Annotated in this window: 17 protein-coding genes, 1 tRNA gene and 3 pseudogenes; 10 read left to right on the top strand and 11 right to left on the bottom strand. The window is 55.7% G+C overall.

What is annotated here, in order from left to right; all coding sequences use genetic code 11:
* Positions 1-4: 4 nt before the first annotated feature.
* Positions 5-667, bottom strand: a complete 663-nt coding sequence (tesA, locus tag ABUK12_RS10155; RefSeq protein WP_410016150.1) for a multifunctional acyl-CoA thioesterase I/protease I/lysophospholipase L1 — start codon at positions 665-667, stop codon at positions 5-7.
* Here tesA and ybbA point away from each other — a divergent pair.
* The 3 genes from ybbA to ABUK12_RS10140 all read left to right on the top strand — a co-directional run bounded on the left by ybbA (position 635) and on the right by ABUK12_RS10140 (position 6,250).
* A complete protein-coding gene (gene ybbA / locus ABUK12_RS10150; RefSeq protein WP_410016149.1) occupies positions 635-1,321 on the top strand; it encodes a putative ABC transporter ATP-binding protein YbbA in 687 nt (228 codons plus the stop codon). The two genes, tesA and ybbA, sit on opposite strands and share 33 nt — an antisense overlap.
* Entirely contained in the window at positions 1,318-3,750 is a 2,433-nt protein-coding gene (gene ybbP / locus ABUK12_RS10145) for a putative ABC transporter permease subunit YbbP (RefSeq protein WP_410016148.1), read from the top strand. Before ybbA ends, ybbP begins: the two co-directional genes overlap by 4 nt.
* Before the next feature lie 268 nt (positions 3,751-4,018).
* Positions 4,019-6,250: an NADP-dependent isocitrate dehydrogenase gene (locus ABUK12_RS10140; RefSeq protein WP_410016147.1), complete on the top strand. Its 2,232-nt coding sequence runs from the start codon at positions 4,019-4,021 to the stop codon at positions 6,248-6,250.
* A gap of 203 nt (positions 6,251-6,453) precedes the next feature.
* On the opposite strand, the gene purK is transcribed toward ABUK12_RS10140, so the two are convergent.
* The 4 genes from purK to ppiB form a co-directional block, all read right to left on the bottom strand.
* Positions 6,454-7,530, bottom strand: coding sequence for a 5-(carboxyamino)imidazole ribonucleotide synthase (purK, locus tag ABUK12_RS10135; protein ID WP_410016146.1), 1,077 nt, complete (start codon positions 7,528-7,530; stop codon positions 6,454-6,456).
* The gene (gene purE / locus ABUK12_RS10130; RefSeq protein ID WP_410016145.1) at positions 7,527-8,036 is read right to left on the bottom strand and encodes a 5-(carboxyamino)imidazole ribonucleotide mutase; all 510 of its coding nucleotides are present in this window, start codon (positions 8,034-8,036) and stop codon (positions 7,527-7,529) included. The genes purK and purE overlap by 4 nt, the downstream gene beginning before the upstream one ends.
* 158 nt (positions 8,037-8,194) lie before the next feature.
* A complete protein-coding gene (locus ABUK12_RS10125) occupies positions 8,195-8,920 on the bottom strand; it encodes a UDP-2,3-diacylglucosamine diphosphatase (RefSeq protein WP_410016144.1) in 726 nt (241 codons plus the stop codon).
* Between the two features lie 9 nt (positions 8,921-8,929).
* Positions 8,930-9,424 (bottom strand): peptidylprolyl isomerase B, encoded by a 495-nt coding sequence (ppiB, locus tag ABUK12_RS10120; protein ID WP_410016143.1) that lies wholly within the window; start codon positions 9,422-9,424, stop codon positions 8,930-8,932.
* Between the two features lie 290 nt (positions 9,425-9,714).
* Here ppiB and cysS point away from each other — a divergent pair, with 290 nt between their 5' ends.
* Entirely contained in the window at positions 9,715-11,100 is a 1,386-nt protein-coding gene (gene cysS / locus ABUK12_RS10115; protein WP_410016142.1) for a cysteine--tRNA ligase, read from the top strand.
* A gap of 182 nt (positions 11,101-11,282) precedes the next feature.
* On the opposite strand, the gene ybcJ is transcribed toward cysS, so the two are convergent.
* On the bottom strand, positions 11,283-11,495 hold the full coding sequence (gene ybcJ, locus ABUK12_RS10110) for a ribosome-associated protein YbcJ (protein WP_410016141.1): 213 nt from the start codon (positions 11,493-11,495) through the stop codon (positions 11,283-11,285).
* A 12-nt stretch (positions 11,496-11,507) separates the two neighbouring features.
* Positions 11,508-12,371 (bottom strand): bifunctional methylenetetrahydrofolate dehydrogenase/methenyltetrahydrofolate cyclohydrolase FolD, encoded by an 864-nt coding sequence (gene folD, locus ABUK12_RS10105; RefSeq protein WP_410016140.1) that lies wholly within the window; start codon positions 12,369-12,371, stop codon positions 11,508-11,510.
* A 185-nt stretch (positions 12,372-12,556) separates the two neighbouring features.
* On the opposite strand from folD, the gene ABUK12_RS10100 reads away from it, so the two are divergent.
* A tRNA-Arg gene (locus ABUK12_RS10100) sits at positions 12,557-12,633 on the top strand.
* Positions 12,634-12,648: 15 nt separating this feature from the next.
* On the opposite strand, the pseudogene ABUK12_RS10095 reads toward ABUK12_RS10100, so the two are convergent.
* The 3 genes and pseudogenes from ABUK12_RS10095 to tnpA form a co-directional block, all read right to left on the bottom strand.
* Positions 12,649-13,077 (bottom strand): annotated as a pseudogene (locus ABUK12_RS10095) (tyrosine-type recombinase/integrase); the annotation flags it as partial.
* A 30-nt stretch (positions 13,078-13,107) separates the two neighbouring features.
* Positions 13,108-14,337 (bottom strand): annotated as a pseudogene (gene tnpC, locus ABUK12_RS10090) (IS66 family transposase); the annotation flags it as partial.
* Positions 14,338-14,423: 86 nt separating this feature from the next.
* A complete protein-coding gene (tnpA, locus tag ABUK12_RS10085; protein WP_410016139.1) occupies positions 14,424-14,840 on the bottom strand; it encodes an IS66-like element accessory protein TnpA in 417 nt (138 codons plus the stop codon).
* 47 nt (positions 14,841-14,887) lie between these two features.
* Here tnpA and ABUK12_RS10080 point away from each other — a divergent pair.
* Positions 14,888-16,068 (top strand): annotated as a pseudogene (locus ABUK12_RS10080) (IS4 family transposase).
* Between the two features lie 44 nt (positions 16,069-16,112).
* On the opposite strand, the gene ABUK12_RS10075 reads toward ABUK12_RS10080, so the two are convergent.
* Positions 16,113-17,174, bottom strand: coding sequence for an acyltransferase family protein (locus ABUK12_RS10075; protein ID WP_410016138.1), 1,062 nt, complete (start codon positions 17,172-17,174; stop codon positions 16,113-16,115).
* Between the two features lie 714 nt (positions 17,175-17,888).
* Between ABUK12_RS10075 and ABUK12_RS10070 the strand changes: the two genes are divergently transcribed.
* The 4 genes from ABUK12_RS10070 to ABUK12_RS10055 all read left to right on the top strand — a co-directional run bounded on the left by ABUK12_RS10070 (position 17,889) and on the right by ABUK12_RS10055 (position 19,501).
* Positions 17,889-18,341 carry a hypothetical protein gene (locus ABUK12_RS10070; protein WP_410016137.1) on the top strand — a complete coding sequence of 151 codons (453 nt, stop codon included), beginning with the start codon at positions 17,889-17,891 and terminating at the stop codon, positions 18,339-18,341.
* Between the two features lie 201 nt (positions 18,342-18,542).
* Positions 18,543-18,827 (top strand): hypothetical protein, encoded by a 285-nt coding sequence (locus ABUK12_RS10065; protein WP_410016136.1) that lies wholly within the window; start codon positions 18,543-18,545, stop codon positions 18,825-18,827.
* A gap of 30 nt (positions 18,828-18,857) precedes the next feature.
* Positions 18,858-19,238, top strand: coding sequence for a hypothetical protein (locus tag ABUK12_RS10060; protein ID WP_410016135.1), 381 nt, complete (start codon positions 18,858-18,860; stop codon positions 19,236-19,238).
* Positions 19,239-19,336: 98 nt separating this feature from the next.
* Entirely contained in the window at positions 19,337-19,501 is a 165-nt protein-coding gene (locus tag ABUK12_RS10055) for a hypothetical protein (RefSeq protein ID WP_410016134.1), read from the top strand.
* Positions 19,502-19,518: the final 17 nt, after the last annotated feature.

Here is a 19,518-nt window from a genome sequence, read left to right as displayed (position 1 = left end):
AACTTTACCCATTGGCCGCTCCGCCGGAGGCGAAATCATGTTTAAGTAGGGGCAGCAGCCTGGCGGACATCCATTCGGCAATAAAAGGCTGCGCATCCGCGTTGGGATGAATGGCGTCATCCTGCATCCATTGTGGCTTCAGGTACACCTGTTCCATAAAAAAAGGCAATAACGGCACGTTATATTGCTGCGCCAGCGCCGGATAGATGGCGCTGAACGACTCGGTATAGCGCCGGCCGTAATTGGATGGCAGCCGGATTTGCATCAGCAGGGGCTGCGCGCCCGCCGATTTAACCTGTGATATGGCCTTGGCGAGATCGCCGGCGATTGACGGCGGCGGGAAGCCGCGCAGGCCATCGTTACCGCCCAGCTCAATCACGACCCAGCGCGGCTTGTGCAGCGCCAGCAGGCCCGGCAGGCGCGCCAGTCCTTGTGTCGCGGTGTCGCCGCTGATGCTGCCGTTGACGACGCGGATATTGTCCGACTCCTTGCGCCAGCGATCGTTAAGCAGGGACGGCCAGGCCTGCGTCGCCGGCATCCGGTAGCCGGCACTAAGACTATCGCCCAAAATCAATAAGGTGTCTGCGGCGTTTGCACGTACACTCAATAACGCCATCAGGAAAAGGAAGAGAAAATGCCCGCGGAAAACGTTCTTGAAGTTCATCATCTTAATAAACACGTCGGTCAGGGAGAAAACCAGATCTCCATCCTTACCGGAGTTGAGCTGCTTGTCAAACCCGCCCAGACAATTGCCCTGATCGGCGAATCCGGATCCGGCAAGTCGACCTTGCTCGGCATTCTGGCCGGCTTGGACGACGGCAGTGAAGGGGAGGTGCGTTTATTGGGGCAACCACTGGCGTCGCTCGACGAAGAGGCACGCGCCAGGCTACGGGCCAAAAGCATCGGTTTTGTCTTCCAGTCGTTTATGCTGGTGCCCACCCTGACCGCGTTGGAAAATGTGCAACTGCCCGCCCTGCTGCGCGGCGAAAACGAACGTCAAAGCCGGGAGCAAGCGCTGGAACTGTTGGATAAGCTTGGCCTGGCGCGGCGCCTGGGACACCTGCCCGCCCAGCTTTCCGGCGGCGAGCAGCAGCGCGTGGCGCTGGCCCGCGCGTTCAGCGGCCGCCCGCAGGTGCTGTTTGCCGATGAGCCGACGGGCAACCTGGATCGTAAAACCGGCGATCGTATTGCCGATCTGCTGTTCTCGCTTAACCGGGACAACGCCACCACGCTTATCCTGGTCACGCATGATACGCAGCTGGCGGCGCGCTGTGAACGACGCCTGCGCCTGCAGGACGGTCAATTGCTGGAGGTGGCATGATCGGTCGCTGGTTCTGGCGTGAATGGCGTTCACCGTCGCTGCTGATTGTCTGGCTGGCCATGACGTTGTCCGTTGCCTGCGTGCTGGCGCTGGGCAATATCAGCGACCGCATGCAAAAAGGGCTCGGCGAGCAAAGCCGCGAATTCCTGGCCGCCGACCGGGTATTACGCGCGTCGGGTCCGGTGGCCGAGGGCTGGCTGCAGCAGGCCGCGAATGACGGCCTGGCCGTAAGCCGGCAGATCCGCTTTATGACCATGACTTTCGCCGGCGATAATGCGCAACTGGCCGATGTCACGGCCACCGACGCCCTCTATCCGCTGTACGGCACGCTGACGACCCGCCCGGCCGGCCTGCGTTCGCAACCGGGGACCGTCCTGGTGGCGCCGCGGCTGATGGCCCTGCTGGGGCTGAAAATCGGCGATCCGCTCGATGTGGGCGATGCGACGTTGCGCATCGCCGGCGAGCTTATCCAGCAGCCGGACAGCGGTTTTAATCCCTTCCAGACCGCGCCGGCCATCGTCATCAACCTGGCGGATGTGGCCGCCACCGGCGCGGTACAGCCGGGCGGGCGGGTCAGTTGGCGCTATCTGTTTGCCGGCGATCCGCCCGCGCTTGAGCGTTTCGAACGCTACCTGACGCCGAAGCTCGACGCTTCCCAGCGCTGGTACAGCATGGATGATTCCAGCGGCGCGCTGAATTCATCCCTGGAACGATCGCGGTCCTTCCTGGTGCTGTCGGCGCTGCTGACGCTGTTGCTGTCGGTGGCGGCGGTGGCGGTGGCCATGGGGCATTACTGCCGCAGCCGCGGCGATCTGGTGGCGGTGCTGAAAACCCTGGGCGCCGGCAGGCGCGCGCTGATGAAACTGGTGGTCGGCCAATGGCTCTCGCTGCTGGTCTTCGCCGGCGTCAGCGGCAGTGTGATCGGTTTATTATTTGAAGCGGCCCTGATGCGGATGCTGGCGCCGGTCCTGCCTGCCGAACTGCCGCCCGCCGGCGGCTGGCCGTGGTTATGGTCCCTGGGGGCGCTGGTGGTGATTTCTCTGCTGGTGGGGCTGCGTCCTTATCGTCAGTTGCTGGCAACCCGCCCCCTGCGCGTGCTCAGGCGCGACGCTACCCAAACCTTCTGGCCGCTGCGTATCTATCTGCCGGTAATGCTGATTATCGTGCTGGCCCTGCTGCTGCTCACCGTCGGCGCCAACGGCCTGTTATGGTCGCTGGCCGGCGGCATGGGCGTCCTGTCCCTGCTGCTGGCAGCGGTGGGATGGGGCGCGTTATGGCTGTTGCGTCGCCTGGTGGTCCGGCGTTTGGCGCTGCGCCTGGCGCTGAATCGCCTGCTGCGACAGCCCTGGATAACGCTGACCCAACTGGCGGCGTTCTCGCTGTCGTTTATGCTGCTGGCGCTGCTGCTGGTGATGCGCGGAGATTTGCTCGATCGCTGGCGGCAGCAGTTGCCGCCGGAAAGCCCTAATTACTTTTTGCTGAACATGACCGGCGATCAGGTGCCGCAGGTCAGGGACTTTCTGCAGCGCAACGGGGTAGCGCCAGGCACCTTTTACCCGATCATCCGCGCCCGGCTGACGGAAATTAATCACCAAAAAGCCACCGACCTGATCCATGAGAACGATGCGGGCGGACGGACGGTAAACCGCGAGCTGAACCTGACCTGGCTGGAGCAAAAGCCCGATCACAACCTGCTGGTGGCGGGCGTTTGGCCGCCGGGGCCGGGGGAAGTCTCCATGGAACAGCAGGTAGCCGACCAGCTCAAGCTCAAGCTTGGCGATACGCTCACCTTTACCGGCGATACCCAATCCTTCAGCGCCCGGATCACCAGCCTGCGCAAGGTGGACTGGGAAAGCCTGCGGCCGAATTTTTTCTTTATTTTTCCTCCGGGCGCCCTGGACGGCCAGCCGCAAACCTGGCTGACCAGTTTCCGTTATCAGGGCCCCGCGGCTTTTCCGGCACAGCTAAACCGCCAGTTTCCCACGCTCAGCCTGCTGGATATCGGTGCCATTCTGGGACAGATCGGCCAGGTTCTGCAACAGGTCAGCCGGGCGCTGGAAATCATGGTGATACTGGTATTACTGTGCGGCGGGCTGCTGCTGCTGGCGCAGGTACAGGTCGGCATGCGCCAGCGCCAGCAGGAATTGGTGGTCTATCGCACGCTTGGCGCCGGGAAAACGCTGCTGCGGGCCACGCTGTGGTATGAGTTTGCATTATTGGGACTGGTATCCGGCGTGGTGGCGGCGGCGGGCGCGGAGGTGGCCCTGGGGCTGTTGCAGCGTAAAGTGTTCGATTTTCCCTGGGAGCCGGATTATCGCCTGTGGTGGATGGTTCCGCTGTGCGGCGCGCTCTTGCTTTCCGCCTGCGGCACCGTGCTGGGGCAGCGCCTGCTGGGGAAAAAAGGCGCTCACCGGCAATATCAGGGCTAATTTTTACAATATGTGAACATTAATGAAACAATTGATGTTCAACAGAGTGACAACCCGGTTGACAGTTACCGGCCGTCTACTGCACAGTAACGGCCTGGTACACCATCATTCCGCAGACCCACTCTGCCCAACTGAAGCACCTGGAAGTGTTTCCCGGAAATCGTTTTTTTCCGCCTATGCTCCCGGATGGTGCCGACGGTGAACGCAACGGTCCCGCACTCTTCAAGATAGTTGCAATCGCTATGATATAGAGGAGTTAACGTAATAAATGTCCACAACCTCGAAGATCGTCTATACGCTTACTGATGAAGCCCCGGCCCTGGCCACCTATTCCCTGCTGCCGATCATCAGGGCGTTCACCCAATCCCTGGGCATCGCGGTGGAAACGCGCGATATCTCGCTGGCCGGGCGCATCATCGCCAACTTCCCGGAATACCTTAACGAAAATCAAAAAATCGCCGATCACCTGGCCGAGCTTGGCCAACTGGCCGTCACCCCCGAAGCCAATATTATAAAATTACCCAATATCAGCGCTTCGCTGCCGCAGCTGAAAGCGGCCATCAAGGAACTGCAACAGCAGGGCTACAAGGTGCCGGACTATGTGGATGAACCCGCCACGGACGCCGAAAAAGAAGCCAATGCCCGTTACGATAAAATCAAAGGCAGCGCGGTAAACCCAGTGCTGCGCGAAGGTAACTCCGATCGCCGCGCGCCGCTGTCGGTGAAAAATTATGCCCGCAAGCATCCGCACCGGATGGGCGCCTGGTCCGCCGACTCAAAATCCCACGTTGCCCATATGAGCGACGGCGATTTTTACGGCAGCGAAAAATCCGCACTGATTGCCGATAACGGCAGCGTAAAAATCGAGCTGGTGGGCAAAGATGGCGCGGTACAGGTACTGAAAGCCAAAACCGCCGTGAATGCCGGTGAGATTATCGACGCGTCGGTGATGAGTAAAAAGGCGCTGCGCCGCTTTATCGCCGAACAGCTTGAGGATGCCAAAAAACAGGGCGTGCTGCTGTCGGTGCATCTGAAAGCCACCATGATGAAAGTCTCCGACCCCATCATCTTCGGCCAGTTTGTCGCCGAGTATTACCAGGATGTGCTGGAGCGCTACGCGGACGAACTCAAACCGCTGGGCATTGATGTCAATAACGGCATCGGCGATCTGTACGCCAAGATCAAGGCGCTGCCCGCCGACCGCCAGCAGGAAATCGAACAGGCCATCCAGGCGTTGTACCAGGTGCGGCCGCAGTTGGCCATGGTCAATTCCGACAAAGGCATCACCAATCTGCATGTGCCGAGCGATGTCATTGTCGACGCCTCGATGCCGGCGATGATCCGCGACTCCGGTAAGATGTGGGGCGCCGACGGCAAGCTGCATGATACCAAGGCGGTGATCCCGGATCGCTGCTACGCAGGCGTATACCAGGTGGTGATCGACGATTGCAAACGGCACGGCGCCTTCGATCCGACCACCATGGGCAGCGTGCCCAACGTGGGCCTGATGGCGCAAAAGGCCGAGGAATACGGCTCGCATGATAAAACCTTCCAGATCAAACAGGACGGTGTAGTCAAGGTTACCGACGAGCAGGGCAACGTGCTGCTGGAACAATCCGTCGAGGCCGGCGATATCTGGCGCATGTGCCAGGCCAAGGATCTGCCTATCCAGGATTGGGTGAAACTGGCGGTTAACCGCGCCCGTGAATCCAATACTCCGGCCATCTTCTGGCTTGACCCGGCCCGCGCCCATGACGCGCAAATGATCCGCAAGGTGGAGCGTTACCTGAAGGATCACGATGTCAGCGGGCTGGATATTCGCATTATGTCGCCGGAAGAAGCGACCCAGTTCTCCATCGATCGCATCCGCCAGGGCAAGGACACCATCTCGGTGACCGGCAACGTGCTGCGCGACTACCTGACCGATCTGTTCCCGATCATGGAACTGGGCACCAGCGCCAAGATGCTGTCCATTGTGCCGCTGATGAGCGGCGGCGGCCTGTTTGAAACCGGCGCCGGCGGCTCGGCGCCAAAACATGTCCAGCAGTTCCTGCAGGAAAACCACCTGCGCTGGGATTCCCTGGGCGAGTTCCTGGCGCTGGCGGCGTCCCTGGACCATGTGGGCAGCACCCGCGCCAACGCCAAGGCGAAGATTTTGGCGAAAACGCTCGATCAGGCCAACGGTAAATTCCTGGATACCAATAAATCGCCTTCGCGTAAAACCGGCGAGCTGGACAATCGCGGCAGCCATTTCTACCTGGCGCTGTATTGGGCGCAGGCGCTGGCGGGGCAGGATGAGGATGCCGAGCTGCGCGATCAGTTTGCCCCCTTGGCGAAAACCCTTGCCGAACACGAAGGCCAGATTGTCGCCGAGTTAAACCAGGTGCAGGGCAAGGCGGTTGATATCGGCGGGTATTATCATCCGTCGCCGGAATTGGCCAGCCGGGCCATGTGCCCAAGCGCCACGCTTAATGGCGCGCTGAAAGATTTTATGGTCTGATGCGCAAAGCGTGATGTTATTTGGGGGACAATTTTGCCGGCGGTGTGATGCATGCCGCCTGGGCAACTATTTCATGTGCAAGGCTTAGGTGTCTCCCTGTAGTGCCTGCGCCGGGCAATACAGGGGGCGCTCGATGCATGGGGCCTGGCATGAACTTCACCGCCCCCGCCGGGGCCTTTTTAAGTGAGTCTCTCCGCGATCTTTCAGCCCAATTCGGCCAGTTTTTGCCGCGCCCATTCCAGCCCGCTGTAATACTCCACTGGTAGCATTGGAGCGAGATGTTCCAACGCCAGGCTCAGCGCGGCGGGATCGCTATGGTTAAGATTCAGGTGGCCGACCTTACGTCCCGGCCTCACCTCTTTTTCATACCAATGCAGATGGACCAGCGGCTCGGCCAGCCATTCGGTGTTGCAGTCGGTGCCGATAAGATTAACCATCACCGACGGTGCCGTGACGGCGGGTTTAGGCATCGGCAGGCCGAGGATGGCGCGCAGGTGCAGCTCGAACTGGCTGATGGACGCGCCGTTTTGCGTCCAGTGCCCACTGTTGTGCACCCGTGGCGCCAGCTCGTTAATCAACAGATCATCGCCGTCGATAAAACATTCCATCGCCATCACGCCGACATATTTTAGTTCATGCATTATTGCCGAGAGCATGCTCTCGGCCCGGCGCTGCAATCTGTCGTCCGGCCGGGCAAAAACCACGCTGGTGCGCAGGATGCCGTCCTGATGCAGGTTATGCGTCAGCGGATAAAACACCCTGTCGCCGTTATGCCCGCGGGCGCCGATCAGCGAAACTTCGCCGGAAAAGGCGATACCGCGCTCAACGATACAACTGCCGTAGCACTCCTGGGGCAGCGCCGCCTCTTCGCCGGGTACGAGACGCCATTGGCCGCGCCCATCATAGCCACCCACGCGCCGCTTGACGATGGCCAGGTCGCCAAAGGAGGCAAACACCTGCGGCCATTGCGCCGCCGCGGTCAGTTCTTCCCAGGGCGCGGTGGCAAGCCTCAGGCTGTCCAGCAGCTGTTTTTGCGTCAGCCGGTCGGCAAGCCGCGGAAAAATATCGCGGTTAACAAAGGCATTATGCTGGGCCAGCTCGCGGGTAAGGGGGGTCTGCGGCCAGCGCTCGATCTCAGCGGTAATCACGCTTTGCGCCACCGGCACCGAGCCGGGATCGGCGTCAAGCCCCACCGGGAAGACCGCAATGCCCAGTGGTTCGCCGGCCTGGCGCAGCATGCGCCCTAGCTGGCCGTTGCCCAGGATACATACCGGTTTCATGCTTCCTCCCGCGGATCGGGATGCGCCAGCACCTCGTCAGTCTGCGTCACACGCCAGGCCGCCAGCCGGGCGGATAATTCCCGATCGTGCAACGCCAGGATCTGCGCCGCCAGCAGTGCGGCGTTGGCCGCGCCGGCCTTGCCGATCGCCAGGGTACCCACCGGCACGCCGCGCGGCATCTGGACAATGGAATAGAGGCTGTCGACGCCGCTTAATGCCGCGCTCTGCACTGGCACGCCAAGTACCGGCACCAGCGTTTTTGCCGCCAGCATGCCGGGCAGATGGGCGGCACCGCCTGCGCCGGCGATAATCACTTCAAACCCGGCGGCGGATGCCTGTTCAGCAAAGCGGAAGAGCTTGTCGGGGGTGCGATGCGCCGAGACGATCTCCACATGACAGGCAAGCTGCAGCGTGGCGAGAATGTCGGCGGCGAATTGCATCGTGGCCCAGTCGCTTTTGGACCCCATGACGATGGCGATTTTTGCCGGGGCAAGATTGGATTGCATGCGCGTGGTGCTCCTGTAAATGTTGCCGACCGCTCTCCCACAGCCTGCGCCGCAATGCGCCCGGCGCAGGCTATCAGAAAGAAGAGGGCGTAGAGCATATCATGTGCGCCTGGAGAGGAAAACGGTTGCGTAGCCGCCGGCGCTATAAATTGCGCCGCTTAATCGAAGGGGAACTCAATCAGCTCGACGCTAGCCCCGGTAACCCGGATCATCGATCCCTGAAGGTGCCAGGCGCCCAGTACCGCGCGATGGGCGATGCCCGCCGCGGTCTGCACGGCATGGATCGCCGGCCGGTGGGTATGGCCATGGATCATCCAATCGGTCCCATGACGCACAAGCGCGGCGGTAACCGCCTCTTGGCTGACGTCCATAATCGTCTGGGATTTCGTCATATTGGCGCGCTGGCTGCTGGCCCGCATCCGTCCGGCAATGCGCAGGCGCCATCTCAGCGGCAGCGCCAGGAACAGGCGCTGCAGCCAACGTTGATTGATTCGCCGGCGGTAGCGTTGATAAGCCTGATCATCGGTACACAGCGTATCGCCGTGCAGAACCAGCACCGACCGGCCGTACAGGGTAAGCAGTTGTTCTTCCGGCAGCAGCGTCATGCCGCTGGCGGCGGCAAAATCCCGGCCCAGCAGGAAATCCCGGTTGCCGTGGATAAAAAAACAGGGTATTCCCCGGCGCGCCAGCGCATTCAGCGCCGCGGCTATCTCGCCGTGCAGCGGGGAAGGGTCGTCATCGCCAATCCAGGCTTCGAACAAATCGCCCAGGATATAGAGCGCGTCGGCGTGGACGGCCTGCCGTTGCAAAAAATGCAGAAAACCGGCGGTAATCGCCGGTTCCTGGACGCTAAGATGAATATCCGCAACAAACAGGGTTGCCATGGCAACGATTTATTCGTCTACGGTCACGCCGGTTATGATCACATCTTCTTTCGGTACATCCTGATGCGGGCCGCTGTTGCCGGTCGCCACGTTTTTAATCTTATCGACAACATCCATACCGTCGGTTACTTCGGCGAAAACGCAATATCCCCAACCGTCCGGGCGTTCGGAACGGAAGTTCAGGAAGTCGTTATCCACCAGGTTAATAAAGAATTGCGCGGTGGCGGAATGCGGATCGTTGGTGCGGGCCATGGCCAGGGTGCCGCGATTGTTCTTCAGGCCATTGTTGGCTTCGTTTTTCACGGTGGCGCGGGTTTTTTTCTGCGTCATGCCGGGTTCAAAACCGCCGCCCTGGATCATGAAACCATTAATAACGCGATGGAAAATGGTATTATCATAAAAGCCGTCACGGCAATAGGTCAGGAAGTTCTCAACGGTTAACGGCGCTTTGTCGGCGAAGGTCTTAATAACGATATCGCCGTGATTGGTATGAAGAGTGACCATAAATAGTTGTCCTACGAGTCGGTAAAAGAGTTGCTCACACGAAGTGATCAAGCAGACTGGATTTATAACATAAGTCTGCCATGGAGTCAGCATTCACCGCAGCGGATGACCATTTCTGTTATTCTGGCAAGCCAGGCCGTGCTGTTGGCCGGGGATAACCCGCCGTTTGAAAACCAGGGCCCCGTCCTTGCATTACCGACGCCTTCAGGGTTCAATACGCTGTTGGAAAATACCCTGTCTCAACTTGTCGCTATACACACGTACCCGTTAACACCATGGAATGAATGTCGATGCTGAAGATTTATAATACCCTGACACGTCAAAAAGAGGATTTCCAACCCATTCATGCCGGTAAAGTCGGTATGTACGTGTGCGGCATCACCGTTTATGACCTTTGTCATATCGGCCACGGCCGGACGTTTGTCGCCTTCGACGTCGTTACCCGGTACCTGCGTTTTAAAGGTTATGAGGTGAAGTATGTGCGTAACATCACCGATATTGACGACAAGATCATCAAACGGGCCCATGCCAACGATGAAAGCATCGATACGCTTACCGGCCGTATGATCGCTGAAATGCACCGGGACTTCGACAGCCTGAATATTCTGCGTCCGGATGAAGAACCACGCGCGACCTTGCACATGGCCGATATCATCGACATCGTGGCGGTCTTGCTGCAAAAAAACCATGCCTACCAGGCCGCCAACGGCGATGTCATGTTCGCTGTGGACTCCGACCCCACCTATGGCGTGTTATCGCGTCAGGATCTCGAGCAGTTGCAGGCCGGCGCCCGGGTGGATATCGACGATGTCAAACGCAACCCGATGGATTTCGTCTTGTGGAAAATGTCCAAGGAAGGCGAGCCCAGCTGGCCGTCGCCATGGGGACCGGGGCGTCCGGGCTGGCATGTGGAATGCTCGGCCATGAACTGCAAGCATTTGGGCAATCATTTCGATATTCACGGCGGCGGTTCGGACCTGATGTTTCCCCACCACGAAAACGAAATCGCCCAGTCGAGCTGCGCCCACGAAGGGCCTTATGTCAATTATTGGATGCATTCCGGCATGGTGATGGTCGATCGGGAAAAAATGTCCAAATCGCTGGATAACTTTTTTACCGTGCGCGACGTGCTGAAATATTACGATGCGGAAACGGTGCGGTATTTCCTGATGTCCGGCCATTACCGCAGCCAGCTGAATTACAGTGAAGATAATCTCAAACAGGCCAGATCCTCCCTTGAGCGGCTTTACATCGCCCTGCGCGGTACTGATACAGCGGCCGTGCCCGCCGGCGGCGAGTCGTTTGTCGACCAGTTTACCGCCGCCATGGATGATGATTTTAATACGCCGGAAGCGTATTCGGTGTTGTTCGAGATGGCCCGCGAAGTCAATCGCCTGAAAGTGGAAAACCCGCCTGCGTCGCTCGGGCTGGCGGCGGCGCTGCGCCGGTTGGCTAATGTCCTGGGCTTGCTGGAACAAGATCCCGAGCAGTTCCTGCAAAACGGCGCCCGGGTGGATATCAGCGAAACCGAACAGATCGAGGCGCTGATCAAGCAACGTAACGATGCGCGCAACAATAAACAGTGGCAGTTGGCGGACGAGGCTCGCGCAAAACTGACCGCACTGGGCATCGTATTGGAAGACGGCGCCGGCGGCACCATTTGGCGGCGTGGATAATAGCGCCTCGCCGTCGTGTTGCCGGGTCTGAAGGCGGTTTTGCGCCGCGGCATGCGCCGGCTATAAGCGTTGTGTCTTACGGCTGTGGATACGACAAGGGCGCGGTTCTTCCGCGCCCTTGTCGTTTATAGCGCCTCACGCCCCGGCGGCATACGGATATCCTGCGCCGGGCCGATAGCGGTTTATTCGACGACTTTAACCACCTGTCCTAAAAATTCCACCTGCTGCCCGGTGACGATCTTGCATCGCTTGCGGGTTTCCATCGCACCGTTGACCTTGACCTGCTGACCATAAATGGCGGTTTTCGCCGCCGCGCCGCTGTGACACCAACCCTGAATCTTCAGTAAATCGCACAGTTCAATGTACGGATGGCCGTCAAGTGAGAAAGTTTCCATCGTGTTCCGCCGTTAAGATGCTGTATCGTGAAAGTCTTCACATGCCTGCAAAGTGTTTTGAATAAGGGTCGCGACCGTCATAGGACCGACGCCGCCGGGTACCGGCGTAATATAGGATGCGCGCTGCGAAGCCGCCTCGAAGGCCACGTCGCCCGCCACCTTGCCGTTGGCAAGACGGCTGATGCCGACATCCAGCACCACGGCACCGGGTTTAATCCATTCGCCGGGAATAAATCCGGGTTTGCCCACCGCCACCACCAGCAGGTCGGCATATTCGATATGACGCTGGAGGTCCCTGGTAAACCGGTGGGTGACGGTGACGGTGCAGCCGGCCAGCAGCAGTTCCAGGCTCATCGGCCGCCCGACGATGTTGGATGCGCCCACCACCACGGCATTCACCCCGAAGGTCTCGATCTGATAACGTTCCAGCAGGGTGATGATGCCGCGTGGGGTGCAGGGCCGCAGCAATGGCGCCCGCTGGCACAGGCGGCCGACATTATAAGGGTGGAATCCGTCCACATCCTTATCCGGCGCAATGCGCTCCAGCACGTTGATATTATCCATGCCCGGAGGCAGCGGCAGTTGCACCAGGATACCATCAATCGTCTTATCGGCATTAAGCGTATCGATAAGCGCCAGCAGTTCGGCCTCGCTGACCGTGCTCGGCAATTCATAGGAGCGGGAGACAAAACCGACATCCTCGCAGGCTTTGCGCTTATTGGCGACGTAGATCTGCGATGCCGGATTTTCCCCGACCAATACCACCGCCAGTCCCGGCGCGCGTTTCCCGACGCTCAGGCGTTGCCGCACCCGCACGGCCACTTCATCCCTGACCTGCTGAGCAATAGTTTTACCATCAATAAGTTTAGCGACCATCAGAATCGGCAATCCATCAGTGTAATCATGCTGAGATGGGGGGTATTTTGGCAGAAGCGCGGCCCGCTGTCAGGCACTGAATGAAATCCTTTTGTCCAGCGAACCACCCGTTGTCATAAAAGCCATTGACTCGACCGGTCCGCTCCGTATAATCCAATCCGCGTTATCCAGCAACTTCCCGCAGTGCGCCCTTAGCTCAGTCGGATAGAGCAACGGCCTTCTAAGCCGTAGGTCACTGGTTCGAATCCAGTAGGGCGTACCATTTGGATTCAATGGGTTACGTTTTGCTTGTCCCCTCCTGTTTTTCCTCATGGGACAAATTTGGGACACCTTCGTTAAAAATGGCATCAATATGCCTCGCGTGTTCGGTCAAATGAGACGGTGCTAGGTGGGCATACCGGCGCACCATCTCGATTGACTCCCAACCGCCCATTTCCTGCAAAACGGATATCGGCACCCCTGATTGAACTAACCAGCTCGCCAAGGTGTGCCAAAGATCATGGAAGCGGAAATTATCAATTCCGGCCCGCTTCATTGCCAAACGCCAAGCCGTATTATCATCAACGCGCACAACGCGCATTTACCTGACGGCCGGTGTTAACGTGCCATCGGCGCGCTTCTTAGCTTCCATGTGGACAAAAACCCATTTGCTGTGGTGTCCGATCTGGCCGCGCAGTACCCTGCAGGCCGTATCATTGAGTACAACATAAGCGTCAACTCAGTGACGTATTGACGCTTATTCGGCAGGTATGACGAGGTTCCACGGCAGCAGATCTTTGATCTTATTGATCGGATGATCCGCGATAGTCGCCAGCACATGGTGTAGGTAAGCTTCCGGCTCAACGCCGTTCAGTTTGCAACTGCCGATAAGCGTATACATCAACGCCGCCCGGTCGCCGCCGCTGTCCGACCCCATGAAGAGATAATTTTTCCGGCCCAGGCTCACCATCCGCAGCGCGTTTTCCGCGATGTTGTTATCGATCTCCGCCCAGCCATCGCCGGCGTAATAACACAACGCCGGCCAGTGGTTCATCAGATAGTTGAACGCCTTGGCCGTATCGGCCTGTCGCGACAATGTGGTGAACTTTTCCCGGATCCAGCTCTCCAGGCCCATCAGTAACGGCTGGGATCGTGCTTCGCGCACCTGTGGTCGTTCTTCTGCCGGACGCCCCCGGATGTCGGCTTCGATCGCATACAGCTCGCCGATCCGGAACAGGGCTTCGGCGGTGGTCGGCGACGGATGGCGAACATGGATATCATGGATTTTACGCTGGGCGTGGGCCATGCAGCCGACCTCGCGGATAGGGCCTTCTTCGTACAACGGATTGAAGCCCGCGTACGCATCCGCCTGCAACAGTCCGCTGAACCCGGCCAGATGCGTTTGCGGATGAGCCCCCCTGCGGTCCGGGTTGTAGGCGAACCAGACCGCGGGCGGAAGTCGCGAACCGGCGTTGCGGTCGTCACGCACATAGACCCACAGCCGGCCGGTTTTCGGTTTACCTTTGCCGGGTTGCAGCATGTCCACCGGCGTGTCGTCGACGTGCACTTTGCCCGTATTCATCACATAGCCGCATACCGCGTCGGCCACCGGCGCCAGCAGGTTGCCGCACAGCCCCACCCATCCGGCCAGGGTGGCCCGGCTCAGTGTTACGTCCTGGCGGGCGAAGATTTCCGACAGGTGATATAGCGGCAAGTGCTCGGCGTATTTCGCCGTCATCACCCTTGAGAGCAGGCCGGGCCTGGCGATGCCGCGCTCGATGGGACGCGACGGCGCCGGTGCTTGGATGATGACATCGCAGCGGGCGCAGGCCTTCTGTTTAAGCCGGGTTTTTATCACCTTGAACGCGCTTTTGATAAGCTCAAGCTGTTCGCTCACATCCTCGCCCAGCGGCGTAGGGTCACCGCCGCAGGCGGGACAGGACGGCTCCCGAGGCTCCAGGCAACATTCTTCGCTCAGGGTGGCTTCAACTTGGGCGGCCAGGCCCTGGAAGCCCTTTCTCATATCGGTGTGGCCGGCGACCAGCCAGATACGGGTTCCCGCCGGCAAGCCGATCATGATGGGGGGCCGTTCATCAGTTCCCGAACCAGGACAGTCAGCAACTCGGTCGAGAGCAACGTCAGCGTCAAGCGTCCCCGGGTAAAAGTGACATCGCAGGAACAGGGGTGCTCCAGCGGAGGGAGTTGCTGGGCGCTGGGCGTAGCGGTATTTTCGGTGATATGGACAGGTAAAAGCGTGGGGGCGGACTGAGTGTGGTCGGTTTTGAACTGCCGGCGGGTAACCTGACCTTCGTGCTGGAACAGACGTATCCATTTGAATAAAAGATTGTCATTGACGTTGTGGCGGCGGGCGACGTCGGCAACCGATGTGCCGGGCTGCAGTGCAAGCTGCACCAACTTTAGCTTAAATTCTGGAGAGTAAAACTGGCGTGGAGCAGAACGCCAGTTCGTCTTAGCCTGAACAGTTACCATGATAGATGTCCGTCTGTTGAAGAGGTGGACATCTAGGTTATCTACCGATATCAGTTAAAACAGATGTTACTGAGGCGACGCTTACGTTTTACAAATACCGACAAAATGCCCTACTGGATGCCACCATTGCCTTAATCAATGGCGCATCACTGACGCTGACCAGTATCGAACGTTATTTACCCGGCGATGCTCAGGTCAAAAATAAAATCAAACATGTTGACCGTCTGCGGGGTAATGAATAGCTCCATTGTGATATCCCTATGATTTTAAAAAGTATTATCACTATGTTGACCCAAAAATTATCCCTGTGTGTTATTGCTGTTGACTGGAGTGGTTATCCCTCTCAGGAATATCATGTGCTTCGTGCCAGTCTGATTTGCGACGGACGTTCGCTTCCCCTGCTAAACTGGATAGTCTTCTCAGAAAAACAGCAGAACTCACCGAGACAGAAAGCTTTCCTGGATACTCTCGCCGGTGCCGTTAACCCACAGGCCGGGGTCATAATAGTTACCGATGCGGGCTTCCAGAACGCCTGGTTCGGCATATCAGGTCACTCGGCAGGGATTTAATCGGTCGTGTCAGAGGCAATATTCAGTTGCGCCTGAACAGCAAAAGTGAACACTGGTTCAGGCGTCAGGAATTACAGGCCTGCAGCAAACCAGAATACCTGGAGCCGGGTACGCTTGCGCGAGCCGAATATGCCCGGTGTGATGGTCATGTTTATCTGCATAAGAAAGAACCGAAAGGCAGGAAACATCGGCACTCAAGGTGTCGCATAAAACGAAAATCTCAGGTTCGAGATGGGCGTTCTTCAGCAAAAGAACCCTGGCTTATATTCAGCAGTGCAGATGACTTTAAGCCATGTAAAATCATGAGGTTATACAGTCGCTGTATGCAGATAGAGCAGAACTTTCGTGATGAAAAAAGCGAACGCTTCGGATTTGGCCTGCGGGCCAACTACAGCCGTTCAGCAGTAAGAATGCTGGTACTGAGCCTGCTGGCAACATTGAGCACAATAGTGTTGTGGCTTCTGGGCTCTCATGGTGAAAATAAACGATTACATCTGAGATGCCAGGCCAACAGCATTAAGTCGCGGCGGGTTATCTCGCATCTGACGCTAGCGGAGAATGTCCTGCGATACCCCCCGCTAATTTTAAGACGAACGTTGCTGAGCACTGTTCTTAACCACCTCGCCAAAACCTACAGAAGTATGGTGTTGGTTTATTAGCGCAGATTTATGGGGATCCCTCAGCGCTAACGCGGCCCTTTTTCTTAACCCGCCCGATGCTTTCTGAGCCAGGTGTTAATTGGGTTTTCGTATAGTTTATATAGGACACAAGATAGTGCGATACCAATTATCATGACAGCGAGCATAAATAGCAAAACTGATTTTCCGCTATCGATATTGACTGGGAAGAACTTAAATGCAATATGTATTAATATTTGATGGATCATGTATAGGCTGAATGAGGCATCACCAAAAAGTAATAATGTTTTTTTACTCAAAAAACGCGATACCATCCCATTGCCATAGGAAAAAACAAAAACAATAAATGCCATGGGAGTTATATAATAAATGTCATATCGCCATAGCATTGATACATTGCTGTACCCATATGTCACAAAGCCCAATAACACCAACAAGGACATGAACTCCAAAGAAGTGGCGCTCGCTCCCTTGATTGTTATCTTGCCTGACAAAAATAGTCGGCATAACAGCATCCCGACAATAAAATCTATGATGCGGAATGCGGGGTTGATGTAAAACAGCCATCCTGTAAAAGCTGTTGATTGGCTCGTTTTAACAATATGGGCAATGATAAGCGCCAGAACAGAGGCGCCGATTATCGATAATTGTTTAGTGTTCAATGTCACCAAGAAAACGAAGGCAACATAAAAGAACATTTCAGTTGAGACGCTCCACGCAACACCGTTGAAATTAAAATAATACTGGGAATCTGGATATGCACTTTGAAAAAGGAATATATTAGCAAGTAGCTGACTTGGGTTTATTATATTAAAATATTGGAAAGGTATATAAGCCAATATTGCTATAAGCAAAGTGAGAAAGTGAACTGGATACAATCTTGAGAATCGATTAAAGAGGAAATCCCTAGTTCTATATGTCCCTTTTAGTCTATGTTGCTCATAACTGTAGGCTATGATGAAACCGGACAAGACATAGAAAAAAGTGACCCCAACAAAACCCTCGAACAGTATCTTTTTCAGCAAAATTAAAAACGGACTTTTGGTATCGCCATAAAATTCAAAATGATGCAAAAAAACACCCGCTGCAGCGAAAAAACGCAGCGAGGTAAGTGACGTCAATCTCATTTATTATCACCGGAGTTAATGTGTTTTGCCCCTGCCCATTGCCATTCACTCACAATGCAGATGGCAATCATTAAAAAACATAATGAATACAGGTAAGGAGTATCAAGGGTAACTAGTTTTCTGAATAACGAGAAGATGCTTAAAATGCCAGCAAACCGAATAAAAAACTTTGCAATAGTCATTTACATTACCAGGCAAAAAAATGCGTCATCCTTTCAGAATTTTGACGATTATAGGTTCCAGGTAAAACAATTACCATAAAAATTATTTTAGTTTTCTACAAGCATTGAGGAGGCGACATAGCCTTCTTCTGGATGGGGTGCATATGCTATTGAAAATTTAAGTTAGCACACTATTAAAGAGCGTCCTGATTTAACAAAATGTATATCTGCGCTTAACTCAAATTAAGCATTCCTCCCTCCCACTCCTGTAACCTCAATCAATAAACCTTGAGAAAACATATGGCTAATGAAATTCTAGTTTCCATAGAAGGCGATCGCCTGGGCATCACCGCGCCCGACCATAACGGAGAGTGCAATCTCGTTCTGGATGGTGTGATCCTTGGTGGTACAAGCGAGGCAATCGGCGAGATAGTAGGAACGGTAACAGCTCTTACAGCCACAGCCATCGAAGCGGCTGGAGCAGCAGCAGCCAATGCAGCTAGTACGGGGTCAGAAAAAGCCACTGTCCAATCGCTCGCGGAGTCCGTAACGCTTGCAACTGTTGCGAGCCTTATTCACCATCACGCCAGAGGATCCGGTTGGCACCATAGCCGGCCTGGCTGCGACCACTCACGGGCAATCGTTCTATGTGGCGCAGGGGACAGCAGCAAGCATCGCGATGCGGCTCTACAAAAATGTTGCTGGTGTAGCCACTCCTGCCGCTAACGTAGCGGGGCAAACTGCGGTGGACTCTGTGGCGTCGAGTGTTTCGAATATTAAGCCCTTAAATCCCATTTCTGTTTTTTCTCAAACGGGAGTCGCAGGCAACGAATTTGAAAATGTCACCGATGAGGACATGTTGCTCGATAAAGACAATTATATAGTCAGGTGTATACGTCAGGATAATTATCGATTTTTTATCCTAGTTATAGCCGCTTCCGTCCTGGCGGATACGCTGAAGGTTGGCGGGACGGTTATACTTCCAGGTTCAATTCCCCCCCATTAAGTTGACGATAATTCTTACCGGTCTGGCGAACGCCGGCGCATTTTATCTCGCTTCTGATTTTGACGTGGGCGGACAGTTTGTAGAATATCCGGTTATACAGATATTCTGCTGGATAAGGATTTAAACTTTGTTCGCTACAACAAGAATGGTGTATTTAAGCTATTAATACAGTCGGACTTCAGGACCGTAAACGTTGCTAGTTTGACTATCGGCGGGGTAAGTGTCGATACCCTTTATGGTAAATATGTGCCAGAAGCGAGAGTGGTCTACAGCGCAGTACTTGGCGGAAAATCACAGGTGTTTAACTTCAACGGCATTATCGGTATTACTAATAAAATCACGGATGGCCTACACAATGAGAAAAACCCGTCTATAAAGAAAATATTGGGTGATTCAGTAATAACGTGGGGCTTAGATAGCGATGCCGCAGTTCCTGGCGGAAAGTTCTATTTGAATGACGCTGGGGTTATTCATCCTCTTATTTAAGACAATACCTTCACATTCTGGGATGATTCATTGATCGACCAGAATGTCTTTGCTAACACCATAATTAACGCCACCGGATACCCATCATACAACTTTGGTAAATCAAGTGTGTGCAGCAACGGCGTAGCTGATGGGCAGGGGGAAGCGCCGTTTTATTGTATGCCTGATGGCGGCATCATTCCTTCCTCTGGGGCGGTTCATATCCTGCCAAACACTGCCGGGCCGCTCGCAACGTTTACGATGAGCGCTCTGCGTGGCGTTAAAGCCCCTCCAGCCGGGGTTGATGGCGTGTTTAATTGGGATGGCCCCCAGGCATCATTTACGCGTGATGCATCCGGGGCGGCGGCTAATGTTTCTGCTCAGTTACCGTTATTTATATATCCTTATACAAGCTCAACAGTGACCGGATAAATTGGGTTGGGTGGCTTTATTACACGAATGATGAAGCGATAAATTTAATTTGTTGCGGGCGTAATAATATTGGCTATACCAGCGTCATATTGCAAAACATGAAAGACATGGTGGCGTATCTAAAACCGAAAGGTAAGAGGTTTATCATCATGCCAATATTTCCGGATTTATCAGAAACAACGGGCACGGCCAATACCAATTATGTGGTGGAGATTAATCAGCTTTTGCTGAAAAAACTTTCCCGACAATTATTGCCAAATTGACGTTTGTTGGCGCCGGA

It is taken from the genome of Sodalis sp. C49 (assembly GCF_046352915.1).
Classification (GTDB): Bacteria; Pseudomonadota; Gammaproteobacteria; order Enterobacterales; family Enterobacteriaceae; genus Acerihabitans.
The sequence above is the reverse complement of the archived record's forward strand: the minus strand, read 5'-3'. Positions and strand labels throughout refer to the sequence as shown.